The sequence below is a fragment of the Pseudochrobactrum kiredjianiae genome, from assembly GCF_030362795.1.
GTDB lineage: Bacteria > Pseudomonadota > Alphaproteobacteria > Rhizobiales > Rhizobiaceae > Pseudochrobactrum > Pseudochrobactrum kiredjianiae.
The window spans coordinates 343,752-363,468 of record NZ_JAUCBM010000002.1; the positions used below are offsets into that span (position 1 = coordinate 343,752).

20 protein-coding genes are annotated in these 19,717 nt (G+C 61.9%); 7 read left to right on the plus strand and 13 right to left on the minus strand.

Features of this window, described 5'->3' with window-relative positions:
* The first annotated feature begins 82 nt into the window (after positions 1-82).
* The 3 genes from QUF18_RS07595 (at position 83) to QUF18_RS07605 (ending at position 2,658) form a co-directional block, all read left to right on the plus strand.
* Complete coding sequence (locus tag QUF18_RS07595; RefSeq protein WP_004883073.1) at positions 83-418, plus strand: DMT family transporter; 336 nt, start codon at positions 83-85, stop codon at positions 416-418.
* 12 nt (positions 419-430) lie between these two features.
* Entirely contained in the window at positions 431-1,048 is a 618-nt protein-coding gene (locus tag QUF18_RS07600) for a DUF3313 family protein (protein WP_004883071.1), read from the plus strand.
* 299 nt (positions 1,049-1,347) lie between these two features.
* Positions 1,348-2,658, plus strand: coding sequence for a patatin-like phospholipase family protein (locus QUF18_RS07605; protein ID WP_023123864.1), 1,311 nt, complete (start codon positions 1,348-1,350; stop codon positions 2,656-2,658).
* Here QUF18_RS07605 and QUF18_RS07610 read toward each other — a convergent pair.
* The 9 genes from QUF18_RS07610 to QUF18_RS20500 form a co-directional block, all read right to left on the minus strand.
* Positions 2,651-4,633 carry a relaxase/mobilization nuclease domain-containing protein gene (locus QUF18_RS07610; RefSeq protein ID WP_004883068.1) on the minus strand — a complete coding sequence of 661 codons (1,983 nt, stop codon included), beginning with the start codon at positions 4,631-4,633 and terminating at the stop codon, positions 2,651-2,653. The genes QUF18_RS07605 and QUF18_RS07610 overlap by 8 nt on opposite strands.
* A gap of 436 nt (positions 4,634-5,069) precedes the next feature.
* Entirely contained in the window at positions 5,070-5,669 is a 600-nt protein-coding gene (locus QUF18_RS07615) for a S26 family signal peptidase (RefSeq protein ID WP_004883067.1), read from the minus strand.
* Entirely contained in the window at positions 5,666-6,211 is a 546-nt protein-coding gene (locus tag QUF18_RS07620) for a DUF2840 domain-containing protein (protein ID WP_004883064.1), read from the minus strand. Before QUF18_RS07620 ends, QUF18_RS07615 begins: the two co-directional genes overlap by 4 nt.
* Complete coding sequence (locus QUF18_RS07625; RefSeq protein ID WP_004883063.1) at positions 6,208-6,483, minus strand: hypothetical protein; 276 nt, start codon at positions 6,481-6,483, stop codon at positions 6,208-6,210. The genes QUF18_RS07620 and QUF18_RS07625 overlap by 4 nt, the downstream gene beginning before the upstream one ends.
* On the minus strand, positions 6,480-7,118 hold the full coding sequence (parA, locus tag QUF18_RS07630; protein ID WP_004883061.1) for a ParA family partition ATPase: 639 nt from the start codon (positions 7,116-7,118) through the stop codon (positions 6,480-6,482). The genes QUF18_RS07625 and parA overlap by 4 nt, the downstream gene beginning before the upstream one ends.
* A 265-nt stretch (positions 7,119-7,383) precedes the next feature.
* Positions 7,384-8,226 (minus strand): replication initiator protein A, encoded by an 843-nt coding sequence (locus QUF18_RS07635; RefSeq protein WP_004883059.1) that lies wholly within the window; start codon positions 8,224-8,226, stop codon positions 7,384-7,386.
* A 26-nt stretch (positions 8,227-8,252) separates the two neighbouring features.
* On the minus strand, positions 8,253-8,537 hold the full coding sequence (locus tag QUF18_RS07640; protein ID WP_004883058.1) for a helix-turn-helix transcriptional regulator: 285 nt from the start codon (positions 8,535-8,537) through the stop codon (positions 8,253-8,255).
* Positions 8,538-8,649: 112 nt separating this feature from the next.
* Complete coding sequence (locus tag QUF18_RS07645; protein WP_004883055.1) at positions 8,650-9,417, minus strand: DUF2285 domain-containing protein; 768 nt, start codon at positions 9,415-9,417, stop codon at positions 8,650-8,652.
* Positions 9,418-9,760: 343 nt separating this feature from the next.
* Entirely contained in the window at positions 9,761-10,312 is a 552-nt protein-coding gene (locus tag QUF18_RS20500; protein WP_004883053.1) for a DUF2958 domain-containing protein, read from the minus strand.
* Between the two features lie 79 nt (positions 10,313-10,391).
* Between QUF18_RS20500 and QUF18_RS07655 the strand changes: the two genes are divergently transcribed.
* Positions 10,392-10,724 (plus strand): helix-turn-helix domain-containing protein, encoded by a 333-nt coding sequence (locus QUF18_RS07655; protein ID WP_004883052.1) that lies wholly within the window; start codon positions 10,392-10,394, stop codon positions 10,722-10,724.
* Here QUF18_RS07655 and QUF18_RS07660 read toward each other — a convergent pair.
* The 4 genes from QUF18_RS07660 to QUF18_RS07675 form a co-directional block, all read right to left on the minus strand.
* Positions 10,721-10,939: a hypothetical protein gene (locus tag QUF18_RS07660; protein WP_103790875.1), complete on the minus strand. Its 219-nt coding sequence runs from the start codon at positions 10,937-10,939 to the stop codon at positions 10,721-10,723. The genes QUF18_RS07655 and QUF18_RS07660 overlap by 4 nt on opposite strands.
* Positions 10,940-11,026: 87 nt before the next feature.
* Positions 11,027-11,341: a DUF736 domain-containing protein gene (locus QUF18_RS07665; RefSeq protein WP_004883051.1), complete on the minus strand. Its 315-nt coding sequence runs from the start codon at positions 11,339-11,341 to the stop codon at positions 11,027-11,029.
* An 810-nt stretch (positions 11,342-12,151) separates the two neighbouring features.
* Complete coding sequence (locus tag QUF18_RS07670) at positions 12,152-14,218, minus strand: ParB/RepB/Spo0J family partition protein (RefSeq protein ID WP_004883050.1); 2,067 nt, start codon at positions 14,216-14,218, stop codon at positions 12,152-12,154.
* An 80-nt stretch (positions 14,219-14,298) separates the two neighbouring features.
* Complete coding sequence (locus QUF18_RS07675) at positions 14,299-15,129, minus strand: DUF932 domain-containing protein (RefSeq protein WP_004883049.1); 831 nt, start codon at positions 15,127-15,129, stop codon at positions 14,299-14,301.
* Between the two features lie 679 nt (positions 15,130-15,808).
* Between QUF18_RS07675 and QUF18_RS07680 the strand changes: the two genes are divergently transcribed.
* From QUF18_RS07680 to QUF18_RS07690, 3 genes are all read left to right on the plus strand, one after another.
* The gene (locus tag QUF18_RS07680; RefSeq protein ID WP_004883046.1) at positions 15,809-16,000 is read left to right on the plus strand and encodes a type II toxin-antitoxin system RelB/DinJ family antitoxin; all 192 of its coding nucleotides are present in this window, start codon (positions 15,809-15,811) and stop codon (positions 15,998-16,000) included.
* 61 nt (positions 16,001-16,061) lie between these two features.
* Complete coding sequence (locus tag QUF18_RS07685) at positions 16,062-17,471, plus strand: Shedu immune nuclease family protein (protein WP_004883043.1); 1,410 nt, start codon at positions 16,062-16,064, stop codon at positions 17,469-17,471.
* 105 nt (positions 17,472-17,576) lie between these two features.
* The gene (locus QUF18_RS07690; protein ID WP_004883041.1) at positions 17,577-19,715 is read left to right on the plus strand and encodes an AAA family ATPase; all 2,139 of its coding nucleotides are present in this window, start codon (positions 17,577-17,579) and stop codon (positions 19,713-19,715) included.
* Positions 19,716-19,717: the final 2 nt, after the last annotated feature.

Consider the following 19,717-nt stretch of genomic DNA (forward strand, 5'->3'; position numbering starts at 1 on the left):
GCGAATTGACCGCCTACTGCCTATTCTTTGATGCTTTGATGCTTTGATAATCAATTTTCACTGAATAGATTTGGAGAAATATATGAACCCGTTGTCATGGAATCCATGGTTGGTTCTACTGATTGCCGGCCTGTTCGAAATCGGTTGGCCACTAGGCCTCAAGATGGGTGCGGCCAATGCAGCGATGCGCTACGTGGGGCCGGCGATTGCAGTTGCCTGTATGGCAGCCAGCGGCTTTTTCCTATGGTTATCTCTTAAACAGATCCCCATAGGAACAGCTTATGCGGTCTGGACCGGCATCGGTTCGCTGGGCGCGTTTTTCGTGGGCGTGTATGTGTTCGGCGATACCGCCTCCTTGATACGTTGGGTTGGAATTGCGCTGGTTGTTGCTGGCATCGTCTGTCTGAAAATGGGATAAATGAAAATATATATGAAACGCCCTATTTCATTAATCCATTTTGTGCTGCTGGCAGGCCTCACGGCAACCTTATCTGGCTGTGCTTCAAACGGAATGACTCGATCAGGGTTTCTTGGTGATTACGATGTATTGGGAAAAACGAAGTACGAAAATGTTCTGCTCTTCAAGGCGCCAGGCTTTGAACCCAGTCGTTACCGGGAAATATTAGTCGAGGATGCTCAGGTAGTGACGGCAACTGGACGCATAGGTGGGCTTGAAGCTGAGCAAGTGCGAGAGCTTCTCGATCACGTCAACAGTGAACTGCGACATCTCCAAACTAAGTCCGAAGCTCCCGCATCGTCAGGCCGCATACGTGTGCGTGTGGCAATTACGACCATTGAGACGCCCAATAGAGCAGTCAACACCCTAACGACGTTGCTTGTTGGACCAGTGACAACTGGGGGAGCTAGTTTGGAGTTTGAGGCAGTAGATGAACAAACAGATCGTCGGGTGGCTGCTGCTAGCTGCTTCGAGCACGGCAACGCTCTCGCGGATTTCAAAGGCTCCTACACACTGCTCGGGCATGCAAAGTCTGCAATCACCACCTGCCTTGAACGGATCAATAGCGCTTGGAGAAGTGCTGGCTCGTGAATAGCTGCTATTCCATAACTTCGCGCGGATCGCGAGGAGCCTCATCAAGGGGATTCGTAGGGTGCCGTTCTTGTAACGTCTGCAGCATTCTGGAGTGGCTCTGCTTCGTCGCAAAATTGCCGGCGTTTCTCGTTCTTGTCTATTCGAAACGCTGCGTGGTGCTGCTTGCAGAGGTAAAGCGCCTGGAGGTGTGTAAATTCACACGATGGAGTTTGGCCGGTGTGCTGGCAACGGTAGTTCTGACAGGGTGTTCCACTTACCGTCCTTGGATCAACCCGACACTTTCCGACGCCGCCTTAATGTCTCTCGCCGAGAACGACCAACGCATCAGGCCGTCGGAGGTCAACCAACCGGTGGTTGTAGCGGTGACACTGTCAGGCGGGGGCGCTCGGGCGGCGGCCTTCGGCCTGGGCGTGCTGCGCGAACTCAAGGCCACACGCTTCGCGCTAGAGGGCCAGGAGACCACTCTGTTGGATCAGGTGTTCCTGGTCAGCGGAGTGTCGGGGGGCAGCATCCTTGCCGCGCACTTCGCGGCCTTCGGCGATGCCACGCTGACTCGTTTCGAGCCGGATTTTCTGCTTGTGCCTTTTGAGGGGCGACTCATACGTGAAGCTCTGTGGCCTGAGCGTCTTTATAGACTAACTTCACCTTGGTTTGGGCGCAGCCAGATCCTGGCTCAACGCTTGGACGAACTTTTTGAAGGCCGCACCTTTGGTGACGTGCGCCGACGACCGGGCGCGCCCGAACTGATGATCACGGCAACCGACCTCACGACCGGTGCCCCTTTCGATTTCACCACCGAGCAATTCCGGCTAATCTGTTCCGACCTCGATGCAACGCCGCTGTCTTTCGCGGTGGCGGCCTCGTCGGCAGTACCGCTGGTGCTGTCGCCCGTAACGGTGCGAAACAACGCCAATACCTGTCCGCCGCCTCTCCGATCTTTGCCTGTCAGAGGGCAAAATTACAGATCACGCATCCTGCAAAGCGGCATAGACAGCTACCTCAATGCGCACGATCGGCCCTATATCCACCTCGTGGACGGTGGTGTCTCCGACAACCTCGGCGTACGTCTGATGCTAGACCGGCTAGTAGCTTCGGGCTCAATGAGCGCCAATTTCTCGGAGGTCAAGCCCGGAAGCTTGCGCCGACTCGTGTTGGTGACGGTGAACTCCGAACGAGGACTGAGCGAGAGAGTGGACAGTAGCGACCGAGTTCCCAGCACGACGCAAGTACTTGAGTCGCTGATCTTCGGTGCCGGCGCTCGCGAGACCCAGGTGACGCTGGCCATGCTTAACGACGACCTGCAACACTGGCGTTCCGAGATTGTCCGCACCCGTGGCCAAGCGGACAGCCCCTTTGCGGCCGACGCAGAAATCTACGTAGTAAGCGTAAGTCTGAACGACGTGCCGGACGACAAGATCCGGCATTCGCTGCTGCGCGTGCCCACAGCCTTCACGATCGAGGCTACGGATGTCTTGGACCTGCAAACTGCGGGAGGCGAAGCACTGAGGCAATCCAAGGAGTTTATGGCATTGATTGAATCTCTAAGAAGAATCACAGCAGCCAAGCAGACTGCGCCTGGTACTCAGCTTCCCTTGATATCTAACTGATACCGATACTGGGCTTTCGTCCAAGTTCCCAAGAGGCACTTCCGCCGATAACCTTTGCGGCAAGCTGTTGTCCCAGTCGCGGCTCAATTACCGGCCGCCACGGCACAAGGCTGAACCCCATGCCGTCATCGAGCATCGCGTAGCGCCCGCTGGCGAGCATAATGGAACGCCGGTAGATACCGGCTACGCGCTGCCCGTCGGCCACCGGGCGATGCTCTAGGCCGGTTTCCGCCGCAATGTCTTTCGCGGCCTGCACTAGTTCCCGATTGCGTAGCGTGCCCAGCAGGTTGCGCGCGAGGATGACGCGCTGCCCGCGGCGCTGTGCCAGCCCCTGTTCTTCGAGGAAATCGGCTCGCTGCTGTATGGCCTGCTTGGTATCACCGCCAAAGCCCAAGTTGCCCAGCCCACGGCCACCGCCGATCAGTTGCTGGTCAAGCCAAGTCGCGCCGATGACGCGGGCCTGCCGTTCAATAGGAAGGTGTGATTTCAGCTCTACGGCTACATCGCCCAGCCGTTGCGCGTCGTATTGGCGGCCACGCTCGGCCAGGTCGTCCGGTACCTTCCATAGCCCTTCGGCCACGCGCTCCACGATGCAAGCCCGGCGCAGGGCTTCCAGCCGCCGGACATGAGCGGCGACGACTTCCTGCGGGTCGCGTCCGGGCGTAGCCCGGCCCTGCTCGATTACCAGGTGATGATCGGTGCGGTACAGGCCATCGCTCGCCAGCGAGGCGATGTTCTTGTCGGCCGTGCGCACCTCAGTCGAACCCTTCACCTCTACCACAGCGCCCGTGGGATAGTTCGCCAGTTCGTCGCGGGCGTTCAGTGCAACGTAGTGGGCCTTACCGTCCGTGCCGTCGATGATCAGATAGCCTCGGTCGTGCAACTCATCGGCAAGCCCCTTCGCGGCCACGCGGCCGATGAGGCTGCGACCATCGTCGCCCGGCTCGAACACCGCCAGCTCACGCGGCTGGCCGCTCATGGCCCGCTGCATCGTTCGGATGATGTCGCCACGCTCACCCAGGGCACGCAAGGTCTTCTCGGCATCGGCATGAATGGCCCAGGTGCCGGGCTGCACCTCGTCGGCTAGGCCCAGGCGCTGCAAGCGTTGCAGGCGGCCGATCAGCAGCAGGCGCTGGCGTTGCAACCTCGGCTCGTTGAGCCGTTCGACATGCACCCGGCCATCCTCGCCGGTCTCGCGCTGCAAGGTGCGATCCAGGCTCGTCCACCGCTCCTGTTCCACCTCGCGCCTCAAGGTCTGCTGAATCTCCAGTTCGGTGCGCGGCCCCAGCCACTCGGTCGCCAGCTCGGCGGCGCGATGGCGGAAGCCGTGGGCGATGTAGTCACCCGCGATGATGAGGTCTTTGCCGGTGTCGTCGCGCCCGCGCACGATCAGGTGGGTGTGCGGGTTGTCGGTGTTCCAGTGATCCACCGCCACCCAATCCAGCCGCGTGCCCAGGTCGGCTTCCATGCGGCTCACCAGATGCCGGGTGTAGGTGCGCAGGTCGTCCAGCTCGGCCCCGTCCTCGGGCGAGACGATGAAGCGGAAATGGTGCCGGTCGTCGGCGCAGCGTTCCTTGAAGGCGTCCAGATCGGCTTCGTCGGCCTGTGGCCCGTAGCCCCGGCCCGGTTCGCCATCGCGACCCGCGCCGTCGCGCTCGATGTAGCGCAGGTGCTTGGCGAGCGATTGCGGGCTGGCCCGCTGGTGATTGACCAGCAAGGTCTTGATGGTCACGCGCCGCGACATGGGCATTAGCTTCGCCCCGGCGAAGCGCGCCGCCGTGTGGCCACGTCCGAGCCGAGAGCCGGGCCGCTGGCCGGTGCCAGCCGCGCCAGGACGGCGTACTGCCGACTTGCCGCTGCTGGCTTTGCCGGCCTGCTTGAGCACCTTGGAAACGAAGCTCTGCCCCTGGCCCTTGCCCCGGTTCTTCGGGGCGCTGGGGCGCACGCGAAAGTCGTCGTCGCGGCTGTCGGTCATGGCTGCGCTCCCCGCAAGCTTGGGCGTGTCCTGTCGTGCGAAGCACGCGGACATGCCAGCATTGGCGCGACCCTCGCGCCAAACGCGGCACGGTGGCGAAGCCGCTCCGTGCCGCGTTCCCCCCATGTGCTGACTGGCTTTCGACGCGGCCAGGTGCCGCGTCCTTTTGTCTTGCCTTCCGCCTTTGCCCTTCGCTGTCGCTCCAGGCAACGGCGGCCCGGCGGCGCTGCTGCGTGAACAGACAGCGCGCCGGCGAAAGCGCCAATGGCCGCAGGCCGGGCGCGTTCGAGGCAAGACGCCTGAACGTTGGACGGCTGCGCCGGATGCTGCGCGACGTGCGGTGCGAATGCACCGGCACGACAGGCGCAGCGACACTGAAGCAGCCAGCAGAACGACATGCCCGATGGCACGTCAGAGCGCAGCGAATCGGCGGCCATCATGGGCGTATCTCCGGCCACACCGGATGCGCAACGCCGATCACGGCGGATGCGCTGACCGGGCCGAAATAGCGGCTGTCGAACGATGCTGGATTCGTCACGCTCAACAGGAGCAGTTCGCCCGGTTCAAGGCGGCGGCAAAGCTGCAAGGACGGCAGCGCCCGGCCCAGCCGGTCGGCGGGCAGTACGGCGGCCGAAGGCACGCCGTCGATGCGTACCTGACCGGCGACGATGCAGACGTGTTGCGGCGCGACCGCGCCCACACGTTTGAGCAGCGGAACGCGCGTCGGCAGGTAGCCGCGCTGCGCAGCGAGCGCGGCAGCCGTGGCCGGAAGCGGCACCAGCACGATGCTGTCCACGGACAACGGACGTGGCAGCGAGGCGGTGCGCGGGTCGAACGGGTCAATGCGATACCAGCCGACCGCCACGCTGTCGGACGGGTTGTAGGTCAGACGCGGCAGCGGCGACACGAAAGCCGCCCAGGCCAGCGCAGCGAAGCCGATGGCGGCCAGTGTCGCCAGCACGATGCGAGCGCGCAGGCGTGAGCGAGGACGCGGCGCCACGTCGGGCGCGTTGGGTGTGGTGGTCGGGGCGGTCATGGCAGCACCTTCCCGGCCAGCCAGGCGGTATGCCGCTCGGTGGTGTATTCGGGCAGCGCAAGGCGAGCCGCAAGACGGTTGCCCAGCGTGCGCCAGTACGCCGGCGACACGTCGATGGCAGCGATGCCCAGCGCCTCGATGCCGTCGATGCGCTCCAGCACGGCGCGCACGTTGGCATCGCCTTCGGTGTGTAGGAGCAAGCGCGCGCCCGGCTGAACACCGGGGATGCGCTGCGCCGCGTCCAGCGGTGTGCAAGCCTGCATCACCATGAGTTGCCAGCGGATCGTGCCGTAGTCGTTGGCCTGCCAGCGGATGCGGCAGAGCATCGCGCCCGGCAGGAACACCGCGCAGCGCCGCCAGCGGTCGAGCTGAAGCGTGCGCGCCGGTTCGCCGAAGCGCAGGTAGAGCTTGAAGCGATGTTCGAGGTAGGCCAGCGAAACGCGCGTCAGCGGCACATTGCCGGCCTGTCCGGCGAGTGCCGAAAGCGCAGGCAGCGGCGCAGCCGGTGCCGCGTTCGCGGCAGGCCAAGCGAATGCGTTCATGGTGTGTTCTCCGGCGGAAACTCCCGCTCCAGCAGGCCGCGCAGCAGGTCGGCCACGGTCACGCCTTGCGTGAAGGCCGACACCTTGATGCGCGCCCGCATGGCGGGCGTGATGTCGAGCGTGAGGCGGGCCGTGTAGAGGTCGCCTTTGCCCAGCGCGTCGGCATCGCCCTGACGAATCCACGCCTCGGCGTGCGGATTCGCGGGCGGACGTGCGCCGATGCCGACGCGCTTGCCCGTGCGTTTGCTGTTGGGTGGCTGCTGCGCTGTCATGTCGGCCACCGCAGCAGTTCGTCCACCAGGGCGGTGATTTCGCGGGCGGCGGCACTGTCGGGCGCTGTCTCGCGTGCGAGCCGGCCAGCGGCCACGCTGTCGGCGAAGACGATGCGCTGATGCACCTCCGAGCGCAGCGCGGGCAGCGGCTGTTCGGCGAGCGATTGCCGCGCCTCGCGCCCGATGATGGTGGTGCTGACGCGCCGGTTGATGACGAAGGCCGCGCGGAGCAGCGGCCGGAACACCTGCGCCTCGCGGATCAGCGAAACCATTTCCGAGCTGGCCCAGAGGTCGTAGGGGCTGGGCTGCACCGGGATCAGCACGCGCTCGGCCGCCAGCAGCGCGGAGCGCGCCAAGGCGGCGATGCGCGGCGGCCCGTCGATGATGACGTGATCGGCCCGCCTGGCGAGTTCTGGCGCTTCCTGATGCAGCGTTTCGCGTGCGAGGCCCACGGCGCTGAACAGCCGTGGCAAGCCTTGCTGGCTTCTGCGCTGCGTCCAGTCCAGGGATGAACCCTGCGGGTCGGCATCGAGCAGGACGACATGCTGGCCGCGCATCGCCAGTTCGCCCGCGATGTGCGTGGCGAGCGTGGTCTTGCCGACACCGCCTTTCTGGTTGAGCAGAGCGAGGATCATGGCGCGGCCCTCCCTGCTGGAAAGCCGGGCTTTACCTGCCGTGCAAAACGCTGTTCGCCGTGCCGTTTCTCGGTTGTCCACCGAAACGGCGCGCTTCTACTAAAAGTTATGTATTTCTTGTTAGGGAAGTTAGAGGGGCCGCAAACCCGCGCCGTTATTGGCTTTCCGGCGTTTTCGTACTCCTGATAGCACGATAGGCGTACTCCCGATAGCACGATACCCGGTACTCCTGATAGCACGAGGCCGTCCACACCTTTTCCACGAGTTATCCCCGTGCCGTGTGCAGCACGGGCCGGAAGGTCAGCAGTTCTTGTCCGTCGTCCGGCATTCGCTCGATGCCCAGGACGTAGCCGGGCAGCGACTGCCGCGCCACCAGGACGCGCAGGTCGTAAGCGAAGTCGGAGAAGCGCGCAGCGCTGCCCGACTTGCGGTGCAGGTGCCGGAAGTCGAATTGCCAGCCGCCCGGCTGCTTGCCGCCGTGCTTGCGCACCAGGCGGTACAGCCAGCGCTCGATCCCGCCCTTCAAGCGGAAATAGGCTGGGTCGATGGTCAGCACCAAGGCGGCATCGAGCACGCCCGCATAGAACCAGTCCGGCAGGATCAGTTCGATGCCCAGCGGCACGCCGCTGGCATCGGCCAGTTCCTTCCACTCGTTGATCCACGAGAAGCGATGCAATCGCCTTCCCGTGGTTTCGCGGATGGACGTGGCCACCGTGGTCGATTGCAGCCGGTCGAGCGCGGCTTTCAGGCGCAGGTAGTCGTTGAGAGACGTGCCGCGCCCGATGAAGCGCAGGATCTCGTAGGGAGTGGCGCGTATCCAGCGCGACGGGCGCAAGCCCGCGTCGCGCGCCTCCACGATCTGCGAGGCGGCCCAAATCAGCAGGTCGGCATCCCATATCGTTGCGATGCCGTGCTCCTGCGTACCCTCCACGCGGATGGTGATGCCGCCGGCGCGGAAGTCGATCGGCGCGGTACGCCGCGACTTCGCCAGCGAGAAGAACGGAAAGGCCATCAAGTCCTGGCTGTCGCGGGGTGCCATGTCGCCCGGCAGCGCGCGGAACAGGTCGAGCTGTTCGCGCTGCAAGGCTTGCCCTGGCGGGCTGGACATGGCGACGGCCACCCACGCGCCAGCGATCAGCGGCCATCACGGTAATCGCCCGCGTGGCGTTCGGCATATTCCGGGTCGGAAGTCGCCTCGTAGCTGCGCTGGTCGGCCCAGGCATCGAGGTCGGACACCGCGTACATGACGCGGCGGCCGAACTTGCGGAACTTCGGGCCGCCGCCGATCACGCGCTGTTTCTCCAGCGTGCGTGGCGACAGGCGCAGGTACTCGGCGGCTTCGTCGTTGGTCAGGTAGCGTTGGGGCTGCGCAGGCGCAGCGACAGCAGCGGCGGCAGGCCGCAAGGGAGCGGGTCGCATGGGATGTACCTCCATCAAGCCCGGCCACACCACGCGGCCGGTTAGAGGCACTTTCAAGAAAGCGAGGCTGCTTGCTAAGGGACGATCTACGGGGGACGCGAAACGTCCCCCCCTACTGCAACGGCGGCGGAAGCTGTGCCAGGCGGCGATAGCCGCCACGCATCAGCGCATCGCCACGACGTACCAGCCGCCGCACGCGGGCACGTAAGGCGCTGTCCTTGTGCCAGTCGGCGGCGACGGCATCGGCGCCGAACAGCCCTTCGGCCACTTCGCGCAATGACGCGCCCGCCAGGGTCGCGTCGAGCGTCTGCAAGGTGTGCAGTTCCAGCACCGCGGCCGTCGTGGGCCTGGAACGGGCCGCCGCCGCAGGCGTGGCAACCGTGGCCACGGCCAATGCGTCCAGCTCGGACGCGAGCGTGCGATAGCGCGCGCAGGGCGTGGCGCAGGCGCGGGTGGCGTAGAGGTAGGCCATGCCGTCTTCCAGGCCCGGCGCGAGCGCGAGCCGCAGGCAGCAGCCGGGCCAATGCGACACCAGCACCAGGCGCTTGCCGTCGTGGATCAGTTGCTTGCGGCCAGGGACGCGCCAGAACTCGAAGGCATGGGCTTCGGGTGGCGGGTCATCGTCCGGGTAAACCTGCACGACGGCATCGTGATCGGGAAACCAGGCCGGATGCGCGTCGCGCGCATCCAGGGCTGGGTCTTCCAGCAGGCGCAGGCCCCACGCCTGCGCCGTGTCCGGCCGGCGGCGGCGGCGCAGCCAGTCGCGGCGGTAGTCGGGATTTCGGCGCAGGTATTCCCACGCCAGCGCAGGGCCGTCAAGGTGCAGAACGTAGAGATAGGCCGCTGTCGGATACCAGTGTTCGGCGCTGCGATCAGTCATGGCGAAACCTCCCTCTGTTTGGGATGCGTCGCCACGATTTCCGCGATGCGGGAACTATCGAAATGCCATCAGGTCGTCATCAAAATTGGTTAGGCTGTAACTGTCGGTGTCAAGACCATTTGGCTCTGCGTGTTGCGGAAATCGTCTGAATGCGACGGCTACGCCTTCAGGAAAATGACGCGCAGCACCGAACACCGTGCCGCAGCCCGCGCCCAAGATCAGGACTGTTTTCAACAGGATCGCACCACTTCGGTGCAAGAATGCGGATTCAGACCTGCACGGTCTTGATCAAGATTGAAATAGTCACGATGCGCCCCGGCTGGCTAGGCCGCGCTGGTTTTCATCAGTCCGTGATCGCGCCGTTCTCCTGCGCCAGCCGGACGTACTCCGATAACGGGCGCACCGCCTGGAAATACCGATCCCGCCGCACCGGCAGCTTGCGCGGCCCGACGATGCCCGCCAGGTCGGACAGCTTGACCATCCCGAGCTCAGGCATACCGATACCGAGGTCGATCAGGCCGTAGGCCGTGTCGCCATCCGCCGGGTCGAGCGACACCAGCAGCCAGGTCACATGCGCGTCCGGGGTGAACAAGCGCACCACGGGCAGCGGGTCGAGCCGCTGACCAGCGGCGAGCGCCGCGCCGTGGGCCAGCAGCCGGGCGCGTTCATCAGCGGTGACAAGCGGCAGGGTCATGGGCAGCTTCTCCACGAAACCGACGATGCGCGAATGCGCTTTGGTGCCGAAGCGCAGAACTGCCGAAACGCATCCGTGCATTCGTGTGGAAGCACCGATGTGCAAGCCATCGCATCCGTAGAAGAACAGAAGCGCCGAAGCGGAATTGTCGGAAGCCGGAAAGACACGGATGCGATTCCCCGGTTCTGTCGGAATCCGCATCTGCGGATTTCCGTAAAAGCACGAAAGCGGGCCTTTCAGCCATGAATGAACACTATAGATTGTAGCCCTATAGGGCGCAATGGGCTGTCATCTTGGTTTTTATGGGGAAACCAAGTTAGTGACAGCGAAACACTCATTGGCAACGGCAATACGGACAGTCAGGAAGGCGCGAGGCTTGAGCCAGGAAGCGTTCTCCGACGTGTCCAGCCGCACCTATATGAGTACGCTGGAGCGCGACTTGAAAAGTCCGACCCTGCACAAGCTGACCGAGCTGTGCGAGGTCATGGAAGTGCATCCGCTGACGCTGTTGACGCTGGCCTACGCCGGCGACGACACGCACAAGGCCGACGAACTGCTGGCGCGGGTGCGCCAGGAGTTCGAGGCCGTGCTGAAAGAGCGCGACGCGCCCTAGCGCGTCTGAATGCCCGCAAGCGGAGCGCGCAGCGCCGCCAGGCGCGAAGGCGTGAGGGATTGAAGCCGAATGGACATGACGCCATTGGCGGCATGGGGCGCAGCCCGAAAGCCCGGCGGCGCAATGCGCCGACACGCCATGCTGTTCCTACTGCCACGGGCTTCGAGCCATTCGACCATCACCAATGCAATGCTGGCCTTGGACATGCGGGACATGGGGCAACTGCCGAAACCCTGTGCGTGCGATGCTGCGATCAGCAGCACCGCGCCCCGCCGCAATGGGCGGGGCGCGGTGGGCGGCCGTCAGGCCGCCTTGGGCTTGCTGCGCGACCAGATGAGGTCGTGCGTGTCATTCTCGCCTTCGATCAGGCGGGCATAGACCGTCGCCGGGAATGAAGGATCGTCGATGGCCACCGACAGGTAATCCCGCCCGGCCTCGCTGGTTTTCTTCCACGCCGCGCCGAAGTCGTGGCCGGCCGCTTGCAGGCGGAAGTCCGGGGCGCTTTCGTTCTCGCCCTTGTCGTTGGGAACCAGCTTGACCTTGAAGTTGAGGGTCAGGGTGCGGAGCTGGCCGGTGAAGCCGTCTTTCTCTGCGGTGAAGGTGCCGATGTTAGCCATGATGATTTCTCCTTTCGGGTTGAACAAGGTCGCGCCAGTGCGTCCTTGTTGTGATCCGTCCGGCGGGGGATGGGCTGGCCGCACCGCGCAGCGGTCGCAACACCGTGGAGAACCTGGAAGCGAAAAGAATTTGTCCCGCGAGGAATGCGCGCAGCGCAGGGGGAATTGTTTTCGCTGGAAGGTTGCGGCCATGAAGCCCAGCCACCGCCAGGATTCACAACAACACAAGGACGTACTGGCCGCCCGCTCCCGAATGGAGGCATGGCCGACTCGGCATCCCCGCGCGACGGCTTCACCGGCCTGCGCCCTGACACGGGCAAGGACAATGCCCAGCGACAAGGTGAAAGCGTCCCTACTGCTGCTTGCGGCCCTTTGCGTGAGGCGTGGCGTGGAAGCTCCATTGCAAGGCCGGGCGGCGTGTCGGTGAACCGTCCTTCGTGACGTACAGGCGACGAACCGCCAGCGTCGAGGACGGCACGCTTTCGTGCAACCTGCGGCAGCAAGCCGGGGCGTAGCCCCACACGCCCGTCCATTGCGGTGGGGCGCGTTCGGAATGTCGTCGGCGCTGTGCGCCGACGCACTTATGGGCTTCGAGGGTTTCCCGCGCACAAGGTCACTTGTGCGCCGCCCCTTCGCCGTCCGCCCGAAGGCGGCGAAGGGGCGTTCTGGCTTTGGGCTTGGAAACCGGGCGCGGCCACCGCCGCGCCCGGATTTTTGACCATCGGCACCAGGGCGGAACGGCCTGGGGCCGATGCTGATGGAACAGCGAAGCGCCCCGGCCGAAACCGGGGCGCTCGGTGGTGGTGAAGGTCAGGCGGCGAGTGCGTGGGCCTGCTGCTCGTCGTCGTTGTCGATGGCTTCCGGCTCGTCGTTCGTCACCGCCTGCGGCGCATCCTGCGCCGTGGTGTCGTCGGTGCCTTCGGCCTTGAAGATGGCAGGCATCCAGCCGGTGCCATCGGCCAGCCGCTCGGCTTCGCTGGCAATGTCGGCCTTCTTCAACTTCGCCAGCCGGGTGACGTGCGCCGGGGCGTACTGCTCCACGGCTTCCAGAATCGCGGCCTTCGGCACATGCCGGAAATAACCCTCATTGGTGGGCTTCCACCATGCGGCCATGTCCAAGCCGACAGCCTGCGCCAGTTCCGCGCCCGGTTGCTGCGGCGTGGCGCGGGGTGTCACCACGTCCACCGTGACGGCCACGGATATCGCCAGCAGCCGCACCAGTTCATCTTGCGACTTCGCTAGCAGCACGGCGAACAGTTCGGCGCTGTCCTCCGGCAAGCCTTCGCCTGCTACCTGCTGCAACTCGCGCAGCGCCACGGCGGCGGGCGAATCCGGTATATCCGGGGCGATGCCTTCCAGCCGGTCTTGCGCTTTCAGGCTCACGCCCAGCGGCAAGTCGTGGCCGTAGTGGCTGCCCTGCAAGACGGTCTGCACCATGCCATGCACCAGCGCGGCCAGCGCCACTTGCGGATGCCGGGCGACTTCGATTTGCAGCGCGGCGGTGCGGTGGGCGCTCAACCGCTGCGCCAGCTTGTCGGACATGGCGGCGGTCTTGGGCTGCTCGTCGTCCTCGCCTTCGTCGTCGTTCCCGGCTTCGCTTTCGCTGCCGAAACCTTGGCGCAGGCGTTCCAGTGTGCGCAGCGCCTTGGCCTCGGCCTCGCGCATCAACCCGCGATGAATCACTGCCTGCCCGTTGCGGTCGATGGTGACGATGGCACCGGCTGCGGCCTTCACGGTCGTGCCGTAGTCCTGCAAGCCATCTTCCAGCGCCTGCAACTGCTCGCCCACGGCTTCGCCTTCTTCCTGCAAGGCATCGGCCTTTTCCTCGTCTTCGGTATCAAGCGCGTCATCCACGGCGGCGGCCAGTTCGTGCATCTTGGTTTGCAGCTTCTCGATGCGCTGCGCTTCGCGCTTGTTCGGTTCGCGGCGCTCCCTCGGCGCACGCTGGAAGGCGTGCAGGTCGGCATGGGTCACGGCGGGGGTGGCATCCACCCACGCCCAGCCTTCGTCCTTCACCTCGGCGGCGATACCTGCCAGCTTGTCTTGCGCCAGCCGTTCCAGCAGCGCGGCATCGGTCAGATACACGCCCGCGTCACCTTCCGCGAACAGGTCACGGCGCACACCACCGCCTGCGGCTCCGTAGGTATCCAGCCCCACGAAACGCACCAGCGGATGCCGGTATGCGTCAATCTCGCGCTCGGTGAGGCGGTCGCGCAATTGGGAAGGGTTGCGCTGCCACGTCGGCGCGTCGTAGAACGCGGTTTCCTGCGCGGCGTGGTCGTCGGTGATGGCAAGGGCCATCAACTGATCGAGCGTCACGGCTTCGGCGCGGTAGTCGGCCAGCAGCCGGGGCGAGACGTTCGCCAGCTTCAAGCGGCGCTGCACCACCAGCGGCGTGACGCTGAAATCGGCGGCTATGTCCTCGATGGGTCGGCCTTCGGCCACCAGCGCGGCGAATGCCTCGAACTGGTCGGCGGGGTGCATGGCTTCGCGCTGCACGTTCTCGGTGAGGCTGGCCGTGCGGGCGGTGCCATCGGCCACCAACAGGCAAGGCACTTCCCATTCCTTGCTGATGCGGCGCTTCTTCGCCAGCAGCTTCAACGCGGCCAGCCTGCGGCCACCGGCCACGACTTCGTAATGCTCGCCATCGGCGGCGGCAATGACGATGAGGTTTTGCAGCAGGCCGACACGCTGAATGCTCGCGGCGAGTTCGGGAATGGACATGCGCGGGGTCTTGCGCACGTTGCGGCCAGCAGGACGCGACACCAGCCGCGACAGCGGAACCAAAATCAGGTTCTTGGTCGGGTCGGCGGCTTCCAGCGGGATAGCGGCGGCGGTGTTGAGGGCGCGGGCTTCGGTTTGGGTAATGGCGTTCATGGTGATAACTCCTATCGGTTCAGGGATGCAGCAGCGAAGAAAGCGGCAAGGGCTGCTGCCTGCCCCTGCCGCGTGGGGAATCAGGCCTTCAACTGGCGCAGGCCATCGGCCAACATCCAGAGGGCGCGATTGAGGCGCACATCGGAATCAATGCCCTGCACGGGGCGGGTCTGCTGGCGGCGTCCGTTGGCGCTGCGGCCATGCAATCCGCCTTTGGTCAGGTTTTCTTGGGTGCGGTTGAACACGCTCCACAAGTCCGGGCGGCGGTCGTCGAACCGGCGCGGCATCAGGATTTGGCTTTCCGTGATGGGCGCGGGCTTGTTATCGGTGGGGTCGTACTTGAGGGCCAGCGCGGAACGGGCGAACACTTCGGCTTCGCCTTCGTCCAGCGTGATAGCGCGCATCAGGTCGCGGGATTCCTTCACGCGTTCGAAGCCGCTCAACACCTCGAAAGCGCCTTCGATGACAGAACCGGCCACGTCGCCCTTGTGCGGCACGCGCACATCGGCCACGGTATCGCCGCACACAAGGCCATTGCTGCAAACGAACCGGAACATTCCGGCCAGCATCTGATAGCTGCTGGTGCCGTCGTGCGAGTTCAGCAGCACGATTTCATTGGCTTCCGCGCCGTTGATCTGACTGGCATGGCGCAGGCGAATCATGTGTTTGGTGTAGTCGCGGCGGTCGTCGTGCCGCACGCGGGTTTGCGCTGCCATGAAGGGTTCAAACCCTTCCTTGCGCAGTTCCGCCAGCACGGCGGCGGTGGGAATGTAGGCGTACCGTTCGGAGCGGCTATCGTGCGGGGCCTCCGCGAAGATGGACGGGGCTACGCGGCGGATTTGGTCGTCGGACAGCGGGTAGTCACTGCGCAGCGTCGGGGAATGGGAAGCGAATCGAGATGCGAGTTGCATGGTTTTCTCCAATGAGTTGCTGTGGTTTCAAAGCTGACCGGATTCCAAGATTCGGAGCCCGTTGTGGCTTCGGTTGGTTCGGCGCAGAGACCTGGGCCGGTCCTGTTTGCCGCCGTCTTTCCTGAGTTCATCGCCCGCGAAAAACCGGGCCAGCGAGGGACTGGCCGTCAAGGGAGAAGCGCAGGGTTGGTGCGGCCCGCAGCGCAGCGAGGACTCGGCCCTGCGCGCCTTGACGGCCAGGCACCGCGGGCTACGGTCGCGGGAAAAAGCGATGAACTTGGGGAAAGACGAACAGCGGCCAATGGGCCAGGGGGTGCGCTGAAACCAACGCCGCGCGGCGAGCGCCCCTGCGTGCCAGCGGCACGCCTAGCTGGATGGCTGTTGGTCGATCAGGTGCAACCTGTTCGGTGCATGCGAGGGGCGCCAAGCAAGGCGCGGCGGGGATGGGCTGTCCAGCCGATCCCCTGGAGGGCAAGCGCCGCGCGCAGGCCAGGAGCGAAGAGACGGCCGGAGGCATCAGGGATCAAAGCCGCATGGCCGCGACTCGGCACGAGGCGCGGGGCAACGCCCGCGAGCCCGACGGCGGCACGCCGGGATGCTCTACTGTTCACAACAAAATGTAAGTGACGCAATAGTACTTATGAGCCACAATGTAGCTACATCTATTGTGAGCGCAACAATGGCAAGTAACGACGTCGTTCGTGCCCGGATTGACGGGCAGATTAAAGAAGCCGCAACTGTTGTTCTGGCTGAAATGGGGTTATCAATTTCGGATGCGATTCGGATGCTGCTGACCCGAATCGCGGCAGATAAGGCACTCCCCTTTGACATCAATCGTGTGTCGTCCGATTCTGATCGGAAGGCACCATAAGGTTGCGCTGAGGCAAGGCCCGCAAATCGTTTCTCTGAACAGTAGGGATCAAGAATAGTTCATGGCATCTATCAGACCTTCAGCATTCAATCAACGTGAGCGTTTGGACGGCGGCCCCTTCCTTGTCATTGAAGCAGCCGAACCGGAAGAGGAAGGCATTAACGTTTTCTTCACTGATATTCCCGCAGCGGAGCGCAAGCCGGATTCGCCAATAGCGAGACTGCTCAATGTGTGTCCAGACAGATTGACCATTTGGCCTCTTAATATTCGAGAAGATCGCGACGATTACCTGCAACCTAAATACGGCACCCTTGAACGCATCGTCGTCGCTCGGCCTGTTATCGAGCCCTACATACTGCCAGAGACTACTGACGATGTCGTTGGGCTTCTTGAGCAGTTGCCGGATGGGTTTGCCAAAGATTTTCGATTCGGTTTGGGGCTTCTGTGGGAATATCGGCAAATTTGCGAAACAGCCGCCAGCTTAGAAAACGTAAGCATACTCATTGTCCACAAAGGAAATGACGCGAAAATTGATTCGCCATTCTTTATTCTCGGAATAAGAAGATTTCATGAATTAAGAAAAGAATTAAATCGCATAGCCTCTCGCCACCAGAGAGACGCGCGCAAGGACAAGCAATTTCATGTCTACCAGACCTTATTACATGCTGCCGATTCAGCACAATTTCCCGCTCTAAAGAAGAGCGTAAGACCTGATGCACTAACGGAAATGACCGATGGTGGGCGGCAGCATGTGACGCTTTCCAAGCGTGATCGGCGCGCCGCTGTTCGCATGGTTCAAGACAATATAGAAGCACTGGCGGAATCTGAGCCGCGCTCGCTGCTGGCATTAAAGAATGATATTGAGCTCATCACACTGAATCAACTGATTGAGCGATACCAGGAAATGCTTGGAAAAGGACTGACGGAAAGCAAGTGGCAAAGCTTCTTTCTGGAAAATCCTTTCATACTTAGTCTTGCATTTGCCGTTCCAGCCATGCTGGTTCAGGGGCAAGCTTATGCAGGTGGCAAGCGACTTAACGGGTCCGGCGGAAAATTTTCAGATTTTCTATACGCATCCGCTTCCACGGGCAATCTTGGCCTCATTGAGATAAAAAAGCCGCAAACCGAACTGCTAGGAAAATCTCCCTATCGTGGAGATGATGTTTTTGGCCCATCGACAGAATTGGGTGGAGCGATTGCTCAAATTCTAGATCAGCGTTTCAAATTGCAGAGTGAACTACCCGTCATAAAAAATAACATGAACCGATACGACCTCCACAGCTATGCGGTTCGCTGCATAGTTGTCGCTGGCATGACGCCACAAGAGCATCAGCAAAGAAAGTCATTCGAGCTCGTTCGAAATGCGTTCGCAGAGATCGTGATCGTGACTTTCGATGAACTACTTGCAAGGCTAACCGAGATTAAAAATGCGCTCCAACCGATTCCTACCTTAGACACGGTGCCGTTCTAAAACCAACTGACAGTTGGCCATTCCGTAGTTGGGATCAATGGCTGCAGTGTTCAACCAATCCATCGGCCGATCGGCATGTGGATTTCAACAACAAGATTGAATCAAATGCATATATCCAAGCTCAGCCTGGTCAACTACCGGAACTTTCCCAACACGAAGCTGCTGTTCCAGAAGGGTATCAACACTGTCATCGGCGAAAATGGATCTGGCAAAACCAATCTCTTTCGCGCAATCAGATTGCTGCTTGATGACAACATGATTCGCTCTGCCTACCGGCTGGAGCATACCGACTTTCATCGCGGCCTAGGGCGCTGGCAGGGACATTGGATCATCATCAGTCTTGAGTTTGAGGAAATCTCTGCGGATGAATCAGTGCAGGCGCTCTTCCGACATGGGACGGGCGTAATTGAGGAAGAGGCGAACGGCAAGGCCACTTACAACCTGATCTTTCGTCCGAAGAAGGAAATCAGGCTGCGACTTTCTCAATTGAACGATGGTGATCAGGCAGGCCTCGACGCTATCCTGAACCCGGTCACCATCGACGACTATGAAACGATTTTCACAGGTCGGAGTGAAGCCGACTTCAACGACGAGGCCTTCTATAAGGATGTGGTCGGCGACTTCGCGAATGTTCGATTCAATGAAGAGGTTGAATTTCGTGTTATCGGCGCGAAGATTCCGAACGTGCTGTCCGTCTCCAAAGAAATTTCGTTCACTTTCGTCCAGGCGCTACGGGACGTCGTCTCCGAATTTCACAACAACCGGACAAATCCGCTCTTTTCGCTTCTGAAGGGCAAGAGCGGCGATATCGACCCCGTGGCGTTCCAGGCTATCACCGACGGGGTAAAGGCATTGAATGACTCCATCGAAGCGTTGCCAGACGTGCAGGTCGTCCGGACGGATATCAGAGACACCATCAAGGATGCGGCGGGTGAGGCGTATTCGCCGTCTTCTCTTTCTATCAAGTCGGATCTGCCAGACGAAGCTGACAAGTTGTTCCAGTCGCTCAAGCTGTTCGTTGGCGAATCGGGGGAGAGCCACGAAGGACCGATCCACGAGCTGAGCCTTGGTGGAGCAAACCTGATATTCCTCACGTTGAAACTGCTTGAATTCAAGTATCAAAAGGCTAAACAGTCGATCGCCAACTTTCTGCTTATCGAAGAGCCGGAAGCTCACATTCACACACATATCCAGAAAACACTGTTCGACAAGCTCAAATACGACGACACACAGATCATTTATTCGACCCATTCGACGCACATCTCTGAGGTCAGCAATGTTCAGAACGTGAACATCCTCGGCAGAGAAGGTGATCGTTGCGAGGCATACCAGCCTGCAATTGGCCTAAACCCAGAAGAGATCGGCAACATTCAACGCTACCTGGATGCTGTCCGTAGCAACTTGTTGTTTGCCAAGAGCGTCCTCTTAGTGGAGGGCGATGCAGAAGAAATTCTCGTTCCGATCCTGATCAAGAACGTGCTAGGCGTCAGCCTTGATGAACTCGGCATCAGTTTAATTAATATCCGCAGCACTGGATTTCAGAACGTCGCGGTTCTTTTCGATGATGCCCGAATCCGGAAGCGGTGCAGCATCGTCACCGACCTTGACAAGTCCATCATTGACACAACGCCGGCGGCGGGAGACTCCGAAGGGCTGCTCCGGCGCAAGGGCAAGTATCAGGCATCCCAGGAAAAAGGGGTCGCCAGGAAAGCGTTATTGGAAGACACCTTCAAAGATAACGGGTGGGTTTCTCCATTCTTTGCCCCCCATACCTTCGAGGTCGACTTCATTGCCGCCGGCAATGCGCGTAAGGTGGTCGGCATCCTTCCTGATGTCTACAAGGATGCACCAACCATCGCGACGGCCAAGGCGGAGCTCGAATCAGCGGACATCGCGTTGTTCGGTCAGCGCGCATTGACCATGGCGGACAACTACGGCAAGGGATGGTTTGCCATCTTGCTGGGAAAGAAGATCGATCCGCAGACCGCCATTCCGAAGTACATCTTGGACGCCATCGCTTTTGCGCATCCGGTGGTCACTAAGGAAGTCTGGTTTAACGTGCTGAGCTACCGCGTGAACTACATCGATGCAGAAGATATCTTCACTGCGTCTGCCGTATTCGACGACTTTAGGGCCAAGCTGCTGGCCTTCCGAAATGGAGACATCGACTTCGTCGGCATCCGAAACGAGATGCTTGCCACGTTCCCAGATGATCGCATCAACGATGTACTCGCGGTGTTCTGATC

Coding starts and splice junctions, on each gene's coding strand:
- QUF18_RS07595 (WP_004883073.1), top strand. CDS start 83: ATGAACCCGTTGTCATGGAATCCATGGTTGGTTCTACTGATTGCCGGC.
- QUF18_RS07600 (WP_004883071.1), top strand. CDS start 431: ATGAAACGCCCTATTTCATTAATCCATTTTGTGCTGCTGGCAGGCCTC.
- QUF18_RS07605 (WP_023123864.1), top strand. CDS start 1,348: ATGTCTCTCGCCGAGAACGACCAACGCATCAGGCCGTCGGAGGTCAAC.
- QUF18_RS07610 (WP_004883068.1), bottom strand. CDS start 4,633: ATGACCGACAGCCGCGACGACGACTTTCGCGTGCGCCCCAGCGCCCCG.
- QUF18_RS07615 (WP_004883067.1), bottom strand. CDS start 5,669: ATGACCGCCCCGACCACCACACCCAACGCGCCCGACGTGGCGCCGCGT.
- QUF18_RS07620 (WP_004883064.1), bottom strand. CDS start 6,211: ATGAACGCATTCGCTTGGCCTGCCGCGAACGCGGCACCGGCTGCGCCG.
- QUF18_RS07625 (WP_004883063.1), bottom strand. CDS start 6,483: ATGACAGCGCAGCAGCCACCCAACAGCAAACGCACGGGCAAGCGCGTC.
- parA (WP_004883061.1), bottom strand. CDS start 7,118: ATGATCCTCGCTCTGCTCAACCAGAAAGGCGGTGTCGGCAAGACCACG.
- QUF18_RS07635 (WP_004883059.1), bottom strand. CDS start 8,226: ATGTCCAGCCCGCCAGGGCAAGCCTTGCAGCGCGAACAGCTCGACCTG.
- QUF18_RS07640 (WP_004883058.1), bottom strand. CDS start 8,537: ATGCGACCCGCTCCCTTGCGGCCTGCCGCCGCTGCTGTCGCTGCGCCT.
- QUF18_RS07645 (WP_004883055.1), bottom strand. CDS start 9,417: ATGACTGATCGCAGCGCCGAACACTGGTATCCGACAGCGGCCTATCTC.
- QUF18_RS20500 (WP_004883053.1), bottom strand. CDS start 10,312: ATGCGGATTCCGACAGAACCGGGGAATCGCATCCGTGTCTTTCCGGCT.
- QUF18_RS07655 (WP_004883052.1), top strand. CDS start 10,392: ATGGGCTGTCATCTTGGTTTTTATGGGGAAACCAAGTTAGTGACAGCG.
- QUF18_RS07660 (WP_103790875.1), bottom strand. CDS start 10,939: ATGTCCCGCATGTCCAAGGCCAGCATTGCATTGGTGATGGTCGAATGG.
- QUF18_RS07665 (WP_004883051.1), bottom strand. CDS start 11,341: ATGGCTAACATCGGCACCTTCACCGCAGAGAAAGACGGCTTCACCGGC.
- QUF18_RS07670 (WP_004883050.1), bottom strand. CDS start 14,218: ATGAACGCCATTACCCAAACCGAAGCCCGCGCCCTCAACACCGCCGCC.
- QUF18_RS07675 (WP_004883049.1), bottom strand. CDS start 15,129: ATGCAACTCGCATCTCGATTCGCTTCCCATTCCCCGACGCTGCGCAGT.
- QUF18_RS07680 (WP_004883046.1), top strand. CDS start 15,809: ATGGCAAGTAACGACGTCGTTCGTGCCCGGATTGACGGGCAGATTAAA.
- QUF18_RS07685 (WP_004883043.1), top strand. CDS start 16,062: ATGGCATCTATCAGACCTTCAGCATTCAATCAACGTGAGCGTTTGGAC.
- QUF18_RS07690 (WP_004883041.1), top strand. CDS start 17,577: ATGCATATATCCAAGCTCAGCCTGGTCAACTACCGGAACTTTCCCAAC.